The organism is Leptothoe spongobia TAU-MAC 1115, assembly GCF_018739885.1.
Lineage (GTDB): Bacteria > Cyanobacteriota > Cyanobacteriia > Phormidesmidales > Phormidesmidaceae > Leptothoe > Leptothoe spongobia.
The window spans coordinates 82145-101124 of record NZ_JADOES010000007.1 but is presented as its reverse complement, the minus strand read 5'-3'; the positions used below and the strand labels follow the sequence as shown (position 1 = coordinate 101124).

General features: G+C 48.4%; 17 protein-coding genes and 1 CRISPR repeat array. Of the genes, 6 read left to right on the top strand and 11 right to left on the bottom strand.

All coding sequences use genetic code 11. From position 1 onward, the window contains the following. Nucleotides 1-126 precede the first annotated feature (126 nt). The gene (locus tag IXB50_RS05520; RefSeq protein WP_215607945.1) at nt 127-669 is read right to left on the bottom strand and encodes a cupin domain-containing protein; all 543 of its coding nucleotides are present in this window, start codon (nt 667-669) and stop codon (nt 127-129) included. Between the two features lie 108 nt (nt 670-777). Then, entirely contained in the window at nt 778-1572 is a 795-nt protein-coding gene (locus IXB50_RS05515) for an SDR family NAD(P)-dependent oxidoreductase (protein WP_215607944.1), read from the bottom strand. A gap of 122 nt (nt 1573-1694) precedes the next feature. On the opposite strand from IXB50_RS05515, the gene IXB50_RS05510 reads away from it, so the two are divergent. After that, nucleotides 1695-1862: a winged helix-turn-helix transcriptional regulator gene (locus tag IXB50_RS05510; RefSeq protein ID WP_246564120.1), complete on the top strand. Its 168-nt coding sequence runs from the start codon at nt 1695-1697 to the stop codon at nt 1860-1862. 86 nt (nt 1863-1948) lie between these two features. Beyond that, complete coding sequence (gene thrC, locus IXB50_RS05505; RefSeq protein ID WP_215607943.1) at nt 1949-3310, top strand: threonine synthase; 1362 nt, start codon at nt 1949-1951, stop codon at nt 3308-3310. A 238-nt stretch (nt 3311-3548) separates the two neighbouring features. Here the strand turns inward: thrC and IXB50_RS05500 are convergent, their stop codons facing one another. From IXB50_RS05500 to IXB50_RS05480, 5 genes are all read right to left on the bottom strand, one after another. Then, complete coding sequence (locus tag IXB50_RS05500; protein ID WP_215607942.1) at nt 3549-3974, bottom strand: universal stress protein; 426 nt, start codon at nt 3972-3974, stop codon at nt 3549-3551. 5 nt (nt 3975-3979) lie between these two features. After that, nucleotides 3980-5560, bottom strand: coding sequence for an alanine/glycine:cation symporter family protein (locus tag IXB50_RS05495; protein WP_215607941.1), 1581 nt, complete (start codon nt 5558-5560; stop codon nt 3980-3982). 222 nt (nt 5561-5782) lie between these two features. Further along, nucleotides 5783-7174 (bottom strand): aminotransferase, encoded by a 1392-nt coding sequence (locus tag IXB50_RS05490; protein WP_215607940.1) that lies wholly within the window; start codon nt 7172-7174, stop codon nt 5783-5785. 352 nt (nt 7175-7526) lie between these two features. Continuing rightward, nucleotides 7527-8249: a sulfite exporter TauE/SafE family protein gene (locus IXB50_RS05485; RefSeq protein WP_215607939.1), complete on the bottom strand. Its 723-nt coding sequence runs from the start codon at nt 8247-8249 to the stop codon at nt 7527-7529. 2 nt (nt 8250-8251) lie between these two features. Further along, nucleotides 8252-9031 carry an SDR family oxidoreductase gene (locus tag IXB50_RS05480; protein WP_215607938.1) on the bottom strand — a complete coding sequence of 260 codons (780 nt, stop codon included), beginning with the start codon at nt 9029-9031 and terminating at the stop codon, nt 8252-8254. A gap of 822 nt (nt 9032-9853) precedes the next feature. On the opposite strand from IXB50_RS05480, the gene ald reads away from it, so the two are divergent. Next, nucleotides 9854-10945, top strand: coding sequence for an alanine dehydrogenase (gene ald, locus IXB50_RS05475; RefSeq protein WP_215607937.1), 1092 nt, complete (start codon nt 9854-9856; stop codon nt 10943-10945). 153 nt (nt 10946-11098) lie between these two features. Beyond that, nucleotides 11099-14080: direct repeats of the CRISPR family, unit length 37 nt; unit sequence GTTTCAATCCCTGAGAGGGTTTGGAGGATGTTGGGAC. A 254-nt stretch (nt 14081-14334) separates the two neighbouring features. Here the strand turns inward: ald and cas2 are convergent. The 3 genes from cas2 to cas4 form a co-directional block, all read right to left on the bottom strand. Beyond that, nucleotides 14335-14607, bottom strand: coding sequence for a CRISPR-associated endonuclease Cas2 (gene cas2 / locus IXB50_RS05470; protein WP_215607936.1), 273 nt, complete (start codon nt 14605-14607; stop codon nt 14335-14337). A gap of 136 nt (nt 14608-14743) precedes the next feature. Beyond that, a complete protein-coding gene (gene cas1d / locus IXB50_RS05465; protein WP_215607935.1) occupies nt 14744-15745 on the bottom strand; it encodes a type I-D CRISPR-associated endonuclease Cas1d in 1002 nt (333 codons plus the stop codon). Nucleotides 15746-15854: 109 nt separating this feature from the next. After that, a complete protein-coding gene (gene cas4 / locus IXB50_RS05460) occupies nt 15855-16460 on the bottom strand; it encodes a CRISPR-associated protein Cas4 (RefSeq protein WP_215607934.1) in 606 nt (201 codons plus the stop codon). Nucleotides 16461-16509: 49 nt separating this feature from the next. Between cas4 and IXB50_RS05455 the strand changes: the two genes are divergently transcribed. Beyond that, complete coding sequence (locus IXB50_RS05455) at nt 16510-16908, top strand: four helix bundle protein (protein WP_246564118.1); 399 nt, start codon at nt 16510-16512, stop codon at nt 16906-16908. Nucleotides 16909-17025: 117 nt separating this feature from the next. On the opposite strand, the gene cas6 is transcribed toward IXB50_RS05455, so the two are convergent. Further along, entirely contained in the window at nt 17026-18087 is a 1062-nt protein-coding gene (gene cas6 / locus IXB50_RS05450) for a CRISPR-associated endoribonuclease Cas6 (RefSeq protein WP_246564116.1), read from the bottom strand. Nucleotides 18088-18130: 43 nt separating this feature from the next. Here cas6 and IXB50_RS05445 point away from each other — a divergent pair, with 43 nt between their 5' ends. Then, nucleotides 18131-18535, top strand: a complete 405-nt coding sequence (locus IXB50_RS05445) for a hypothetical protein (protein ID WP_215607933.1) — start codon at nt 18131-18133, stop codon at nt 18533-18535. Between the two features lie 28 nt (nt 18536-18563). Next, nucleotides 18564-18731, top strand: a complete 168-nt coding sequence (locus IXB50_RS05440; protein ID WP_215607932.1) for a hypothetical protein — start codon at nt 18564-18566, stop codon at nt 18729-18731. The last annotated feature ends 249 nt before the right edge of the window (nt 18732-18980 follow it).

The following is an 18980-nucleotide window of genomic DNA, read 5'->3' as shown; positions in this document are numbered from 1 at the left end:
TGACGCTAAGGTAATATTTTATACGAAATCCTAGCTGATAGCGTCCGGTATCGAAGGGCATCCACAAGGGAGTGCCCCTACAAGATTGTCTATTTTTAATCGGGTTTAATGAATTCGGATTTGGTATTAGTTCGGGCCAGTCTCAGGCACAATATCCACCACAAGGGCCCGTGCATTGTTTGAGCTTTCATTTTTCCACCAGTGCACTACCCCCGTCTTTTCAAAGGAAACTGCCCCTGCACTTCGTACTATTGGTTCATCCTGATCATTTCGATACTCCACCATTTCTCCCTCAATGATGTACGCTAAGCCTGGTCTATTATCATGTTGATGAACAGCCACTTGACCACCTGGGGTAATCACAAGCTCACGCGCCCGCAAGGTATATCCTTCAAGTGCTTCAAATTCACTCTGCAGGTCGATAGCACCTAGCATGATCAACGACTCAATGCCACTGGTTTCTGTTGGACCTGCTGCATTCAGTTGCTGTGCGTTGTCGCGCTCTTGCTGGGGAACAATGGTAGGTTTCTCAGTCGATTCGGACGATTCGGACGATTCGGACTGCTGTGCGATCGCAGATGGCTGCTCTACTGTAGATATGGCACTGCAGGCAGATAGCATCCCACTCGTTATCAGTCCTAATAGAGGAATGCTTGCAAAGAATCGCATCTGGTTTTTCACTTAGTAACCCTGCAGACAGCAGATTCTATCTTATCGCTGCCGGTGGTATGTAGGGGGCGCTTTCACAAAAAGTTAGTGGGTCCACCTCCGATATTGTTATATCTCAGCCAAGACTGCTTCAATCGTGCGCACAATCTCTTCGGATTTTTGTGGATTGAGGGCATCCGCATGGGGCGAGGCAAACTGGCCTGAATCATTGTCAAAATACTGGCCGGAAGCCGTTTCAAACTCCTTTGACAGTGCAGCGCGAGTGAGGATCTCAGCACCGATACGGATATCACCTCCGGCCACACCAAAGGCCTGTTTCACCATTTTGCTGCCGAGCATTGAGCCAGGATTCACCGCAATCATGGCCGGGCCGTCTTCCTTGAGCGCCAGTGTGCGTGACCACATTGTCAAAGCCAGTTTGCTTTGCGCATAGGCTGTAAAGTCTTCAGACAGCTTGATTCGTCCGGCCAGTGCTTCTAGATCCACCGGCGACTGAGCAGCGGAGGAGACATTAACCACCCTGCCAGACTCTCCCATTAGCGGCGTCAGCCGTTGGGTCAACAGATAGGGTGCGATCGCATTAACAACAAACCGTACATCCAGACCGTCCTGGGTGACAGAATTGGGCGCGCTATACACACCAGCATTGTTGATCAGCACATCAAGTTTGCCATGGTTGGCGGCTACAGCCTTTGCAAGGGCCTCCACATCAGCCATGCGCGATAGATCAGCCACGTAGCTTTCAACCAGCCCACCGTCTGCAGAAAGCATTTTTTTCACCTGTTCTAATTTGGCAGAGGAACGTCCGTGCAACAAAACATTGTGCCCCATCGAGACCAACATCCTGGCTGTTTCCAGACCGATACCGTCGGTCGACCCCGTCACAAGAATAATCTTTTCCATAATTTTGTTTCCTTTACTCAGCGAAGTCTGACAGTATTTTATCGGTGAGACATTTTAGCGTTGTCTCCATATCTGCCTAGTTGACGTTCTTTGTTTAAGAAGTAAATTATCACGCCCATACAATGGTATTGACAAGTACCCACATTTTTGTAAGTAATGGAGATCTTTCGCGCGTTGAGTACGAGTTAACGGAGTTCGGACGCTCTCTTGAGGCCATCCTCGTTCTCATGCAAGAGTGGGGCAGTGCATTCAAGGCCCGTCGGTTAGCTGAGGAGTTAGAAGACGTGTAATTCATTAGCTCACACTTGCCCCTTGCCCCGTTTGGCAGCTATGAACATATATATATCCACTTATTACCTACCACCAGAAACCACTCATGTTGTCAGCTGTCGAGCCCAAACTGGATACAGATAATCAAACGGTCTATTTTCGCTGCATTGCGGGCTGCCCTGGCAAGCATTCGATCTTTGATGTGATCTACACCTGTCCATCATGTGGCAGCCTCCTAGAAGTACACCATGAGCGTGAGCCGCTAAAAAAACGCGATGCATCCCAGTGGAAACAGCTGTTTGACTCACGGGTTGGTACCACTCAATGGCCCCACGGTAGCGGTGTATGGGGAATGCGTGAGTGGGTCGTGCCTGCGTTGACTGACGACAATGTGGTCAGTATGTTCGAAGGCAATACCAACTTATTTTGGGCCGAACGCTTAGGTCAGCAACTTGGCGTTCCTGACCTGTGGATCAAGCTCTGTGGCAATAGCCATACTGGCAGTTTCAAGGACCTCGGTATGACGGTGCTGGTGAGCGTGGTCAAACAAATGATGGCCCAGGGCAGCCCTGTTAAAGCCGTGGCCTGTGCCAGTACCGGGGACACCAGTGCCGCCCTGGCTGCCTATGCCGCTTATGCTGGTATTCCGGCAATCATCTTCTTGCCCGCAGGTAAAGTCAGTACGGCGCAGTTGATCCAGCCGGTTGCTAACGGTGCCCATGTCCTCGCCCTTGATACTGACTTTGATGGCTGCATGAAAATTGTCCAAGAAGTCACCCAGGATAATTCAATCTACCTGGCCAATTCGATGAATAGTTTACGCATCGAAGGCCAAAAGACAGTTGGCATCGAAATCATTCGACAGTTTGAATGGGAAGTGCCCGACTGGATCATTATTCCAGTGGGCAACCTTGGCAATATCAGTGCGCTTTACAAAGGATTCCAATTGATGATGGACTTGGGGTTGATTAGTCGAATGCCAAGACTAGTCGCGGCTCAAGCGGCCAAGGCCAATCCTTTTTATGAATCCTTCAAAAATGGATTCAAAGAAAAGGTCAGTATGACGGCCCAACAGACATTGGCTAATGCCATCAGGATTGGTGATCCCGTTAGTTATGCAAAAGCCACAAAAGCGATCGTGGAAACGGACGGTATTGTGGAACAGGCCACTGAAAATGAATTGGCCGCTGCCGCTGCCCACGCTGATTTGACCGGCATGTTCACTTGTCCACATACTGGTGTGGCTCTTGCCGTCCTGACCAAATTGCTTAAGCGTGGTGTGATCAAATCTGATGACAAAACTGTGGTGATTAGCACAGCCCACGGCTTGAAATTCACGGACTTTAAAGTTGGTTACCACGAATCGACATTGGAAGAGGTCACTAGCCAATACGCTAACCCTGCGGTTCATTTACCAGCCAGGGTGGATGCCGTGAAAGCTGAAATCGAAAAACGACTTATGCATTAATTCAGGGTATCAACTTAATGCGGGACGTTTTTGGGAAGATAGTAGTTGGTAGTGAGTCGTTAAACTCCAGTCAGGGACTAACGACCAACCACGAACCACTAATTTCCATAACCACTAATGTTAAGAGTTGTTTCAATCCCTGAGAGGGGGTTGGAGGGGGTTGGCATCCCACACAAAAGGTGAACATCTTGCTGGACGAGATGTTCACCCGATAAATAGTCTTCTGTCAAGGTTGCACCTACTTGAGAATCAGCACCGGACAATGGGACAATCGCACAACCTGTTCAGCGACAGAGCCCATCAGAAAATGGCTAACACCTTTGCGCCCGTGGGATGACATCACAATCAGGTCGGCATCTATTTCCTGGGCATAGTCCATAATTTTTGACATGGGGTCACCAATGGCGACTTCAATGTGAATATCGTCGTATCCCATTTCGCTGAGCTTATCACGGGTAAACGCTCGCACTTTTTGTTTGCGGTCCTGATCACTGACTGTATCCCACATAGCTGCTGGGTCAGCAGGATGTAATGGTGACAGGACATGAATCAGCTTTAAGGCCGAAATGTTTTCAACCTGTTCTTTGGCTGGCTCCAGTGCTTGATAAGAAAGATCAGAAAAATCAATGGGAATGAGAACAGATTTTCGTTTAAGCCAACTCATCTCATTTATCTCCGCAATACAGTTTCTTGAGCAACCTGAGGTTCTGGTAGCATTTCTCCTGACTTCAGCCGATCCATGTAGCTTGTTAATTCTCTAGCAATCAGCCCTGACATCAAAAAGCAGCCCAACAGATTTGGTAATGACATGGCCAGGGCCATAATGTCACTGAACTCAAGGACAGGTCCCAGGTTAACTACTGCCCCTACAAAGACACAGAATAGAAAAATACCCTTGTAGATATTTGTGGTACTCTCACCAAAGAGAAAGGCCCAGGATTGTTGCCCATAATAACTCCAGGAAATCATCGTTGATAGTGCAAACAAAAATCCGGCGACTGCAATCACATAGGGGAACCAACTAATCACGGTTTCAAAAGAGGCTGCCGATAGCTGGGCTCCATTGAGGTCGGTAGCTGTCGGGTCGGCATAAACCCCGGTGAGCACAATCACTATGGCCGTGAGATTACAAATGAACATGGTGTCAATGAAGGGTTCTAACAAAGCGACAATCCCTTCTCGAACCGGTTCATCTGTTTTAGCGGCAGAGTGAGCAATGGCGGCTGATCCTAACCCGGCTTCATTGGAGAATGCCGCCCGTTGAAATCCAATCACCAGGGCACCAATAGCGCCACCGGCCAATGCTTCTGGGCTAAAGGCAGTGGTAATAATGGTACTGATGGCACCAGGAACCTCGGGCAGTTTTACCAACATCACCCAGAAACAGGCTAAGGCGTAGATCACTGCCATAACCGGTACTAGCACACCGGCCACCGCGCCAATTCGTTCAATTCCACCCAGAATGACCAACCCAACGATCAGCGCTAAGATAATGCCGAACAACCAGCTTAGGCTAGTGAGAAATGGCAACACATTGGAAACAGCAGCAAATGCCTGGTTTGCCTGGAACATGTTGCCAATGCCTAAACTGCCAATGGCGCACATGACAGCAAAAATCACGGCCAAAGCTTTACCTACCGGGGCCATGCCCATGGCCGAAAGCCCACGGGAAAGATAATACATGGGACCACCCCCTACAGTCCCGTCTGGCTTAATCACACGATACTTTTGACCGAGGGTACATTCGGCAAATTTGCTGGACATGCCCAGGAACCCTGCCATGGTCATCCAAAATGCGGCTCCAGGACCGCCGAGACGAATTGCGATCGCAACTCCAGCAATATTACCAATCCCCACGGTGCCAGACAGCGCCGCCGCCAGTGCCTGAAAGTGAGAAACATCGCCTTCGTCTTCTTCACTATCGTATTTGCCGCGTACCACATCAATGGCATGCTTAAATGCGCGAATGTTGATAAACTTAAGCCGAAAGGTAAAGAAAACCGCACCAATCACCAACCAAAGTACGATAAATGGCATGCCATTTTCGCCGCCAACCTTGAAGTAAAAGATAAGGTTGAGGATATCAACGATACCTTGAACCCCGGCCTCAATGGAGCCCAAGAATCCAGCAGGAGCAGCATCGTCTTGGGCAAACGCCACTCGGGGCAGAAAAATAAGTAAAAAGGCAAGGCCGTAGAGATAATGTTTCAACCTGAACAGCGAGGTTTTCCTCGATAGCAGTTGTTTCATGGGTATTGACTCCAAATGAGAGAGATATCAGAATTTCAATGCAATACTTAATGCGAAGTACAATACTTTCTCCCCTCCTAGGAGGGGCAACGGGGTGGGTTGGCCGTTAGCGCTAGCGGTCAACCCACCCCGCCTTTCAGGCACCCCTCCCAGGAGGGGATCTAATTGAAAACCTGATAAAAGCCTTGTTTTTTAGAGACGTCTTTCCAATCTTTGACAACTTCAGGAACTCGGCATAGCGAAAACAGCCTCGCAGACGGTATCGGCTAATTGGTCAGCTTCTTCTCGGCTGATTACCAATGGTGGGGCCATAATCAATACATTTGTAAATCCAGGAATCGTATTGGTATTGCGACCAATGATGATCTGTTTATCCATGCAGTAGCGGGGGACTGAGGCAACAATATCGCTCTCTAACGGTGTCTTACTGGCCTTGTCTTTCACCAGTTCGATACCCAGCAACAGCCCCTGACCTCTAATATCTCCCACGTTGGGATGATCCAACAGTCGCTGTTGCAACTTATCCAGGAGATACTCGCCCATTTCAGCCGCTCGCTCACACAGGTTTTCTCTTTCTAGAATTTCGATGCTTCTTAAGCCAACCGCTGTACAAACGGGACTACCGCCGTAGGTGGTAATGTGGCGAAAATGGCTGTCGGTACCCGGCTCATCCAAAAAGGCTGCAAAGACATGTTGTTTGACCACCGTGGCGGATAGGGGCATATAGCCGCTGGTTAGGCCCTTGGCAAAATTAATGATGTCGGGTTCCACACCCCAGTGTTGATAGCCAAACATTTTGCCGGTGCGGCCAAAGCCATTTACCACTTCGTCGTAGATCAGCAAGATGCCGGTGCGATCGCAAATCTCCCGCACTCCACGCAAGTATCCCTCCGTTGGCGGGATCACTCCACCACCCGAGATAATCGGCTCCACAATGACCGCTGCAACAGATTCAGCCCCTTCGTAGCGAATCGTCTGCTCCAACTCTCGCAAACAGGCCGCATTGTACACATCTTCTGGCTGCCCATCGCCAAATCGGTAGTAGTAGGGAGGACTCACATGGAGAAAACCAGGCACTAATGGCTCATACTTCAGCTTACGTTCAGCCTGAGCCGTCGCACTTAAAGCCCCCATGGTATGGCCATGGTAGCCACGATAGCGAGAGATAATTTTATAGCGCGGACCAGAGCCAGCGGTCGCTGTCTGGGCATGGTACTGGCGGGCAATCTTAAAAGCCGTTTCATTGGCTTCTGAACCACTCGTGGAAAAGAACACCTTCCCCTCATAGCCCAGCAGTTCCAGTAGCTTGTGGGCCAGACGGATGCCGGGCTCATGGCCCATGGAGGTGAGCGGAAAATACGCCAGATCCACCATCTGTCCATAGGCCACTTCCGCCAGCTCTTGACGACCATAGCCTACATTCACACACCACAATCCGGAAACACCGTCGAAGTATTCAACTCCCTCTGTATCTGTCACATGACAGCCCACCCCACGGGCCATACACTTGGGTGGTTTTTGAGAAAACGGCTTGTGCTGTACCAGAGAATGCCAAAGGGATGCGGCATCCATTTTGGATAAATCAGTCTTTTCTGGACTCAAACTAGCAAACATTAAAAACAGTCCCTAAAGTGACAGAACATTTCTAAAGAGCTAATGAAATTTTGCCTGCATCCTGAACAGTAGTTTTCCTATAGAACACCCTGGACTTTAATCTGGACGCAGAGCACTTTTATCGTGAAGCAAATTCCTACAAATGTTGTTCTATACAATAAAAGCAATCAAAAGCTCTCTTCTGTATATTTACACACGATCTAACAAAAGATTCTTACCTAGAAAAGCTGATCTTAAGTCAGTAAAACCATGCCTTGAAAGTGTTAACATTTATGACGCAAAAAAATCAGGCAGCATGCTCTTAAGCCCATCTCAAAGGGCATTGCTATCCTTTCTAAAAATAGTTTTCTAGTTATAAGTAAAATCCAGAAATAATCAGCCGTACTCCAATTATCGACAATAAAATGGTGACAATTTTTCGAAAAACATTAGGATTAAACTGCTTTGCTAGAGCAACACCAAGGCATAATCCCAGCATTAAACTAGGGACAGCTATTAAAAACTGTCGAATAATATCTGCTGAGATGCGTTGTTGTAACCCATGTCCCACAACAACAATGGCGACACTTATCCAGAAAAAACTGCTGAGATTACCCTTAAATCGTTCCTGAGACCACCGTTGACTACTGCCATAGAGAATAATGGGGGGTCCCGGCAGGTTAAAACAACCCAGCAAAATGCCTGATGAGAAGCCAGCACCGTAGGCCCACAGCCTAGACTTCAAAACTGGCACAACTGGACTGACTAATGAATACAGAGAGTAGGTGACGATGAGGATGCCTAATGCGATTAACATCAACGCTGTAGGCAGATAATTTAAGGCTAGAAAACCTATGGGAATCCCTAATACTGATCCCAGTAACAAATTTTTGACAACATTTTGGTCGAAGGATTGACGGTAGTAAATACATAGGAGGAGGTTATTGGTTAACGTCGTCAGGGCCACCAGGGGAGCTGCGGTTTGGATACTGGTTAAACCAGACAAAATTGGCATCGCCACCAGGGCAAAACCAAAGCCTGACACCCCCTGGACAAAGGCGGCTACAAACGTAGTGATGACAATGAGCAATTCCATTGTCAGACCGTTCTCCTGTGGACATGGGTAACCGACGATTGATCGGTGGGCATAACAAAAATTTCGCTGATATTGACGTGGGCAGGACGAGTCACTGCAAACACAATGGTGTCAGCAATATCATCTGGGGTAAGGGGCGTCATGCCGGTATAAACCGAGTTGGCCCTGTGGTCATCACCCCGAAATCGCACATTGCTAAACTCTGTTTCTACTAACCCTGGTTCGATGTTGGTTACCCGTACAGGAGTCCCCAATAGATCAATTTTTAATCCCTCAGACAAGGACTTTACCGCTGCCTTAGTGGCACAGTAAACACTGCCCCCCGTATACGTTTGCCTGGCTGCAATCGAGCCAATGTTGACCACATGCCCGCGCCCGCGCGCCACCATTCCTGGCACAACGGCACGGGTAACGTACAGCAATCCTTTCATATTGGTGTCAATCATTTCCTCCCAATCTTGGACAGGAGATTCGTACTGTTTTTCCAAGCCTCGACTCAGCCCTGCATTGTTAATCAACACATCAATTGATTTCCAGGCTGCAGGTAAGCCTTCAAGGGCTGTTGTCACGGTCTGACGCTCTTGTACATCTACACACAAGAGGAGTGTCTGGGTTTGATATTTTTCCTGCAGTTCATCTGATAATGTTTTCAGTTTTTCCTTGCGACGAGCAGCCAGGATCAGCCGAGCCCCTGCCTGGGCAAGAAGTCGGGCACAGGATTGACCAATGCCACTGCTAGCGCCCGTAATGAGCACGCACTGATTATTTAAAGATAGGGCCATAGCAAAGAATCACTCCTGATGTTGTAGTAAGCCTATATCTGTTCAGAATGCCAAACATTTCCCCGCCCGGCATCATCTAGACCTAACCGTCTCACGCCACCCCACATTTTGGCATTAACACGTTTAAGCTCTAGATGAATCACCTAGAAACACTCAGAAATATCAGCAAATGAAAACAAAAAAACTTTAGGATGCTGACGTCGGCACAGCATCGACTCTAGTCAAACCTACAGATTTAGCGCTATGTCAGAGCCACCCAAAAATTTCACGGTGAGCATCGTACATATACTACTTTGTCTTAAGAGCAGTAGCTCCCTAATCGGCCAGCATAATTCTGACCAGGCTCCGCAACTTAAGGATAGTCGAGGCCATCATGTAGGCTTACACAAGCACGACGGCGTAAGGAGAACCCACACCATTCCATTTGAGCAAGTGCTTATGAAGCCGCCCCTCCTTGGTATTTAAGTTGGAGGGTTCATGACATGGGCTTAGAGATGAAAAGTAGATAGATAGCACCAACATCTTTCAAGGCCTATGCAGCGAGTCTTCAATACTGCAATATTAGCAATAAATAGTTGCAATGTTTGTATCATAATCTACTTATTGATATTTCCCGGCTTACGCGGGTATCCCAATATTTTCACCATTTGTTATCAATAGACTACAAATTCTATTGATTAATCTTCAAAATTAGTGTTAACGTTCAAGTCATAGCTTTTGATGAGAACAGGTGGCTTTCCCCACATCTCCACCTCACATCTCAGGAAGTATTTCGACAACAGAAATAAGATACGTCCTTAACCAATAGGAGGTTAATTTGTCATGAGAATTGGACTGCCCAAAGAGATCAAAGATCAAGAATTTCGCGTTGGATTAACGCCCGCCAGTGTCCAGGCACTGTGTCAAAGGGGCCATCAGGTTGTTGTTCAGGAAAATGCGGGTCGTGGGGCTGGCTTTTCTAATGCAGATTATGCGGCGGCTGGAGCAACGCTGGTGTTGGATCCGGCCATGCCATGGTCCCAGGATATGGTAGTCAAGGTTAAAGAACCTCAGCCTTCTGAATATCCATACTTTCGCGATGATTTGCTGCTGTTTACCTACTTGCATTTGGCGGCAGAACCCCAGTTAACGGAGGCATTGGTAACGAGTAGGGGGAGTGCGATCTCATACGAAACCGTCATGACGACCGATGGGAAACTTCCCCTGCTCACCCCCATGAGCATCATTGCCGGTCGGTTAGCTGTACAGTTTGGTGCCCGCTATCTAGAAAAACAACAGGGTGGTCGAGGCGTCTTGCTTGGTGGTGTTCCCGGTGTACAGCCGGGGCGTGTGGTGATTTTGGGCGGCGGCATTGTTGGCACAGAAGCTGCACGGATTGCCGTAGGCATGGGAGCCCAGGTGCAGATTTTAGACATTAATGTGGATCGTCTGGCTTACCTGGAAACCCTCTTCGGCTCGCGTGTGGAATTGCTTTACAGTACATCGACTCAAATTGAGCGGGTTGTTCCCGATGCTGATTTACTGATTGGAGCTGTACTTATACCAGGTCGCAAAGCACCCACATTGGTCAACCAAGCCCTGGTTACAAAAATGCGTCCTGGTTCAGTCATCATTGATGTTGCTGTTGATCAGGGTGGCTGCATTGAAACCTTGCGCCCCACATCCCACACCCAGCCTACTTATGTTGAATCAGGTGTGGTTCACTTTGGTGTCCCCAACATGCCAGGAGCCACCCCTTGGACAGCAACCCAGGCATTGAATAACAGCACTTTACCCTATGTTCTCAAACTAGCTGACCATGGGCAAGACGCTTTTGTAAAAGATGCGGCTCTGGCCCAGGGATTGAATGTTACCGATGGCAAGATTGTTCATCCAGCGGTACAAGAGACTTTTCCGGTCATGGTAGCTGCCTAATGTGTCTCATTTAAAACACAGACCAGACGCCTGGTTAAGGGCAGCATCAGGTTAGTCCATTAGGAGGCGTCATGTTTTAGAGGGTACGAGCTCAGCCAGTAATCAAGTTTATTGCTTATTAGGGGAATAAACTCATTTTTTATAGGCCAATGTTAATCGATCCCTGAGAGGGTTTAGAGGGTGTTGGGATTCAGCTCATGGATTCAGACTCATTACCCACATCGGTTTCAATCCCTGAGAGGGTTTGGAGGGTGTTGGGGCATGCAGGGGGATTGGACCGATACTGAGTTTCAATCCCTGAGAGGGTTTGGAGGATGTTGGGACTAGAAATATTGCAAGATACTCAAAACTTTCTAGATGTTTCAATCCCTGAGAGGGTTTGGAGGATGTTGGGACTGCGAAAGAAATTTAGCTATTGGTATTTCGATGGTGTTTCAATCCCTGAGAGGGTTTGGAGGATGTTGGGACCTCTCTAACGTTGCTAGCTTACGGCTATCTACCTTGTTTCAATCCCTGAGAGGGTTTGGAGGATGTTGGGACCAATAAAGTCGACTCTCCTACTCCATTGGCTCCTGTTTCAATCCCTGAGAGGGTTTGGAGGATGTTGGGACCCAACAAGACCGACTTGCCAGAGCCAGTTGGAGCGTTTCAATCCCTGAGAGGGTTTGGAGGATGTTGGGACCAAGTCGCTTAACTGGCAGATAGCAACAACAATCTGTTTCAATCCCTGAGAGGGTTTGGAGGATGTTGGGACTAGCGTAGTGGCTGACTTTAGGCGAGAGCCGACTGGTTTCAATCCCTGAGAGGGTTTGGAGGATGTTGGGACGAATATGAGTCGATGGACAAAATGTGAAAATCCTGTTTCAATCCCTGAGAGGGTTTGGAGGATGTTGGGACGATAGGTCGATGGTTTTTATGCGGGGCTCTGATGGTTTCAATCCCTGAGAGGGTTTGGAGGATGTTGGGACTCAATAATCAACTTGCTTGGAGAATTAAGATTACGTTTCAATCCCTGAGAGGGTTTGGAGGATGTTGGGACCACAGCAACAACGGCAACGGCAACGGCAACGCTTGGTTTCAATCCCTGAGAGGGTTTGGAGGATGTTGGGACTGCCTGGTTCCCGTTCCAGACAATGGCCTGTAATGGGTTTCAATCCCTGAGAGGGTTTGGAGGATGTTGGGACCCGGTGGCCCGTCAGCGCTGAAATATGGCAAGTGGTTTCAATCCCTGAGAGGGTTTGGAGGATGTTGGGACATGGTGCCCAAACCCATACAAAACGCGGTATGGCGTTTCAATCCCTGAGAGGGTTTGGAGGATGTTGGGACCACAACTAGGGCCAGACCCTAGCTGATGACCTCTAGTTTCAATCCCTGAGAGGGTTTGGAGGATGTTGGGACTGAAAGCCCAGCTCCATGGCTGTAGCTCCTTTTTCGTTTCAATCCCTGAGAGGGTTTGGAGGATGTTGGGACCTTCTTAGCTTTATAGCTTTTGCATAAAGTCTTACAAGTTGGTTTCAATCCCTGAGAGGGTTTGGAGGATGTTGGGACGCCCTAATTGCACTGATTTCTAAACCTACGCCTTCTATGTTTCAATCCCTGAGAGGGTTTGGAGGATGTTGGGACTCGTCCCCATGATCGGAACATTAGAGCAATTGTTGTTTCAATCCCTGAGAGGGTTTGGAGGATGTTGGGACCGATTATGTTCATGGGGGGGGTGTCACTCCTTTCGCGTTTCAATCCCTGAGAGGGTTTGGAGGATGTTGGGACTTGATTGTTCGTAATACCAAGGATTTTCAGACTTGTTTCAATCCCTGAGAGGGTTTGGAGGATGTTGGGACCCCAGGCGCTTCACCAACCAGGAATGTCCCACCGGGTTTCAATCCCTGAGAGGGTTTGGAGGATGTTGGGACCTTATAACGGCGTCAATATCCCCGCCAAATACGTATCCGGTTTCAATCCCTGAGAGGGTTTGGAGGATGTTGGGACGAAGCAAAAGATCAGTTTATTCGCATAGGCCAGTGTTTCAATCCCTGAGAGGGTTTGGAGGATGTTGGGACGTAATCTTTCTAATCGCCTGGGTGGGGGCAGCTTAGTTTCAATCCCTGAGAGGGTTTGGAGGATGTTGGGACACCGGGTTAAGGCGTCTGGAATGGTCAAGCGCTGGTTTCAATCCCTGAGAGGGTTTGGAGGATGTTGGGACGCGTTTATCAATATTGACATCATCAACACTCAAAGTTTCAATCCCTGAGAGGGTTTGGAGGATGTTGGGACCCTATGGAGAGCTGGAGCACTCGGAAAAGAATTAGTTTCAATCCCTGAGAGGGTTTGGAGGATGTTGGGACCGGGGGGTTCGTCTATCCCGTCCCCTTTCAAAATGTTTCAATCCCTGAGAGGGTTTGGAGGATGTTGGGACCATATCAGAGATTATGTCAACTACATCAACAACAGTTTCAATCCCTGAGAGGGTTTGGAGGATGTTGGGACAAAAAACCAATAACGCCACTGTAGCCAAGGGCAAAGTTTCAATCCCTGAGAGGGTTTGGAGGATGTTGGGACCTGTTGTTTCCCTTGTTCGGGCGAATCACGTTCATGTTTCAATCCCTGAGAGGGTTTGGAGGATGTTGGGACTTGCTGAACGCGGCGGGTTAATTCGTTTTAAGCCTGTTTCAATCCCTGAGAGGGTTTGGAGGATGTTGGGACGCCCACTGATGAGCTGGCAAAGTGGCGGGCTAAGAGTTTCAATCCCTGAGAGGGTTTGGAGGATGTTGGGACTTACAACCGAACTAGACCCGTTCAAGCTCGACCTGTTTCAATCCCTGAGAGGGTTTGGAGGATGTTGGGACGATTACCGTTGGACACTGAAACCCCCCTCAGCCTGTTTCAATCCCTGAGAGGGTTTGGAGGATGTTGGGACGCCAATCAAACCCGGTTTAATAAACTGGCTCACCCCCTAGTTTCAATCCCTGAGAGGGTTTGGAGGATGTTGGGACGTTACGGACGACGGCGTTATCATCGCAGCCGGGGACGTTTCAATCCCTGAGAGGGTTTGGAGGATGTTGGGACAACGCTAATATCATGCTAAAAATAAGCTTAAAAATGTTTCAATCCCTGAGAGGGTTTGGAGGATGTTGGGACGGCGCACTTTGAAAAGCCTTGTCATATTTAGTTTTCAAGGTTCGAATTCGCGGACTATCCAAATAATAGCATTGCTGCCAAAAATCGAAGCATATAGCAAGCAAGCAAAAAAGCGAAACCCCAGGCCATTCAAGCATTTCAGCCATTGCGCGAACCCCTAATACTATAGTAAGCACTGCAATCCTTGTATATCAGTCATTTTCGCAAATATCTGCCCAAAACATTCCCAACACCTACCTATCCACGAGCAGCACTTAAGCAAAAAATACAGTATCGTCTCGAACTAGTTCGCCACCAATACGCTCAACTTTTTTCTGGCAGCACTCGCACAAAAAATAAAACCGAATACTATCTTCGTCAGGCTTTATGAGTTGATTCAGACGATTGCGTAACTTAGCATATTGAGTATTTGTAAGGCTACACTCAAACACACTAAATTGCATCCACTGACCATAGGATGTCAGAGCCTTGTGAATTTTAGTTCGACGTTTATCTTCAGAGATATCGTAAGTCACAACAACGTGCATGATGGGGTGGATAAGTATCGGGGTGGATGAGTATCGGGGTAACAGGGTGCATGGGTGGATGAGCTTTCCCATCTACCCATCTACCCATGTACCCATCTACAGCTTTAGTCTGGAACTTTATTTTTGTGCAATCCTCTTACTTCAGGACTAAGGGAGGATATTGTTCTGTTTCGGCCATCAGATATTTAGCCAACAGACGCCCCTGGATTTCAAACGCTTCTTGGTAGGTACATTGCCGTCCCATCACCGGATGTTTAAATTTTGATTGCTTCTTTTGCTCATAAAGCCGCAGAAACTTACGCCGTCCCTCATCAGTAAGTGAAACCGCATGGCTGAGAGGTTCATCAGAGAAATCATCAACAGTCAGTGCCTTACGATTAATAGCAGATAGCACCATGGCATCTACCACCAGAGGACGGAACTCTTCCATCAGATCTAAGGCTAGGGACGGACGACCATAGCGCTGGGTATGGAGATAGCCCAAGTAAGGATCGAACCCCACAATATTGATTGCTCCCTGAATGTCATGGAGTAGTAGAGCATATCCAAAACTGAGTAACGCATTGACCGGATCAGTCGGTGGACGACGATTACGCGTTGTGAATGTAAAGGCCTTATTACGGAGTAACCGGCCAAAGAGTCCAAAGTAAGCAGCGCTGCCTGCTCCTTCTAAACCACGTAATGCATCGATGATAGAGGTTTGGTTAATCGGCTTCATTGCCTGTTCTAAGCGAATGATACCTGATTGCAGGTTAGATAGTCCCTCCCTCTGGGCGCGCATCAATATTGTTCGATAGTTCTTAAGTTTTCCACGAATGAATCCCTGAACAGCATGGACAGAACGAGGTGTTTCTCCTGCTGCTTGCCATTGGGCAGAGCGTACAAAAATATTCTTGTTGAGTTCAGGTTCTAAACGGCCTAAGAATCGTCCAGTGCCTGTCATAAAGCTAAGGGGGATTTTGCGCTCAAGTAATTCAACGATGGCGGCTGGTGACACTGTAGCTCGACCCAGTACAACAACACCATCCACCTTGATGAGAGGAACATCCAATAAGGTTTCTTTTTGTGCTCGTACTTTTAGGCGTTCGTCAGTTTTGCCAATAAATGCATCGTCGGTAGAGATATAAACTGTGCCCATGGTTGTTTTAGGTGTAAAGGGGGTGGGGTGGATGAGTGAATGGGTGAGGGGGTGGATGAGTGGATGGGTGGATGGGTGGATGCTATTTCCCCATTTACTCCATCACTCTCTATAAACTTTCGTGGTAGCGGTTAACTTTCTTGCTAGCTTGAGGTAAGCATTGGGTGTAAAGACTGCAGCCTCGACAGCGTTTGGTATATACAGGTAGGGGCATGGTACCGGTTTGGAGAAGCTTACGAACGGCAGTGATGGTTGCGATCGCATCCTCCCTTAACTCCGGCGTAATTGGTACTGGCTGCCGTTGATGGGAGTGCGCATAGTAAACAAAACCTTGGGTGACCGGTTTTCCGGTCATGTCTTCCAGGCATAATGCCTGGGCGCACACTTGAAGAGCATCATTATCAAAGTCACCCCGCTGGCCTCGCTTATATTCAATAGGGAAAAGCTGACCATCATTTTCTTCAATCAAGTCAGATTTGCTGATCAGGCCATAGCGTTGGCTTTTGAGCCAGATGGCTCGCACTTGCCAGGTCGTATCTCGGTGGTTGCTGCCAAGAGTGTGAACCCGATCATGTAGACCGGTACCTTCCAGAGTGTATTGATTATCGATAAACTCCCCAGCGCAGAACATCCGCCAGCAGCGATGGGGGCAATAAGCATATTGATTGAGAGCCGCGATGGGGATGTAGTCGGTGGATGGGCGAGGGGGGGGCATGAGTAGATGTGTAAGGGGGTAAGGGGGTGGGCATAATCAGTTTGCTTAGATGTTGAATATGAATGTGGAACGGCGACTGATTAAAAGATATCGAGATCTAGAGGTCTACCAGACTGCGTTTGATGCGGCGATGGAGATCTTTGAACTGTCGAAACAGTTTCCGAAAGAAGAACGATATTCATTAACCGATCAGATTCGACGGTCTTCTCGATCAGTGTGTGCCAATTTGGGAGAAGCATGGAGAAAACGTCGATATAAAGCCGCATTCATTGCCAAACTCAGCGACTGTCAGGCAGAAGCAACAGAAACACAGATTTGGCTAGAGTTCTCTGTAAAATGCCATTATCTAGAAACTGAGCGTGCTAGAGCACTTTACAAAAGCTATGACAAAATTTTGGGCCAGCTGGTTCTAATGGTCAAAAATTCGGATCAGTGGTTGATTCATTAGAGTGGATGAGTAGATGAGTGGATGAGTGGATGAGTGGATAAAAGCAATACCCATGTACCCATGTACCCATGTACCCATGCACCCCCTTCCCCATGCACCCATCCACCCCTCACCCCCCTACTCCATCACTCTCCTCGTCACTCCCATACCCATAGTTGTTTTTCTGCCAACACCGGCATAGAAGGAAAAGTCGGCCAGGGTGTTGAGTTGTTTAATGGTGGTTTCATCGACTTTGCCCAAAATTCGATAGGTAACAGTACCCACGCAGCCAGTAAATTGATTGCAAGGGTTAACCCTTGCTCCAGTCTGTTGAAATTGTTGACGTGGATCGCTTGCTATTTCAGTGCGTACATTGAACTGGCTATCTTGCAAGCAATCAATGATAGTAGCGGGAAACTCTAGTTCGCTGTAACGGTTCCAACGGCGTAGGAGACTTTGGAAAACGCGGTGAGCGGTGGGCATGGAAGAGTCATGGCCACCTTGGCGGAAAGCTGTGGGGGTGTAAAACTGCAGGCTGAGTTTGCGATCTCTCTCCGAAGCCTGCTCATACAGTTGTTGGTAGTTGCAGAAGTTAGCCCAGGGTTGGGTGCTTTGGGGGGTGCCCAATATACTGGTGATGTGCAGGTTGGCGGGTCCCAGATGCCAGGGTTGGTCTGGGTTGAGGTTTAGCCATAGTTGGCTCAGGCGTCCGAATAGGGCCTCGTCTAGTAGGGAAATTCGCCACCAGCAGGGGGTACCGGAAGGGATGGGGTTGCGGTAGGTCCAGTGGAGGGATTTGGATGGGGTGGATGGGTGTGAGGGTGGATGGGTGTGAGGGTGGATGAGTGGCGGGGTGGATGAGTGGCGGGGTGGATGAGTGGCGGGGTGGATGGGTGTGAGGGTGGATGAGTGACGGAGTGAATGGGTGGGTTTGGCTGCTTTCTTGATAACTGGTTTAGGTAGCCCCTTGCGCTGTCTCCCATGCTCCCATCTACTCCTATTCCCATCTACCCCTATTCCTACCTGCAATGGACTTAGGGTAAAGGGTTTATTACTGTTGTTTTTGTGGAGGTCATTAGCTAAGGTTTCGTCAACGGAGCTAACGAGGTTGAGAAATAGGCCATGGAGGCTTTTGCTAGAGGTAAAGCCTGGTGGGATAGGAGACTCGGGTAAGAGGTTGAGGACTAAGCTATGTGGCATGGGATTCGATACACTAAGGCAATGATTTGGAGTGATTGAGCCTATGACAGTTGATGACTACGATGTGGCAATTTCGTTAAATAACCGGTTGGAAGCGAGTATTCCTTTTAAGGTTCGGCCTGGGAAGCAAATGCTTAAAAATATGCAGGCTCAGGGCAAGTCGATGAAAGATAAGGATTACACGGTAGAAAAGGTGTTCTATGGCGGGGATGAGGGGGGCATTACCTGTATGCTCCAGGGGAAGTCGACAGATAAGGAGCTTTTTGGGGCTTCGATTACGCATCTGGTCATTGATCCGGAACATCCATTGGCGGAGGAGGTGAAGGCATATCAACGGCAGCGGACTCGTCGGTTGTTTTTACAAGACCAGCGTGGGTTTGCGGCCATGATGGGTGAGGCAAAAGCTGCAAAAAAGAAGAAGAAAAAACGGGGTGGTGGGTTTGGCTAGGGGATTGCATAAAAAATAGAGTCTGTGGATGGGTGGATGGGTGGATGGGTGGATGGGTGATGGGCTGTTGGGGGGTGTACTCCCATTGGTCCAGGGCGATGAGTTGAGCGATGAGTTGGGTCATGCCGTAGTCAAGGTCCTGGTGTTTGGCGGTGATGATGAAAAGATGTGTGGGACTTTGGAGGAGATAGTCTAGATTGCCCTGGAGTTGTTGGCTGACGGTGATGGGGTATTCGATGCATAATTTTGCTTTGGTGTAGTGGATTACTGTGGTAATGACTGGGGATATTAAAATCTCTCGTCGAGAGGTTTTGTTGGATAGGTCTACAAAGGGAAGGATTTCTTCTAGGCGGCTTTTGAGTCCGTCTAGTCAGGATAGGTGTTGTTGGGTTTGGGGTAGGTTGAGTTTGGTTCGGCTGAATGCATATCCAAAGGTTTCGGCTAG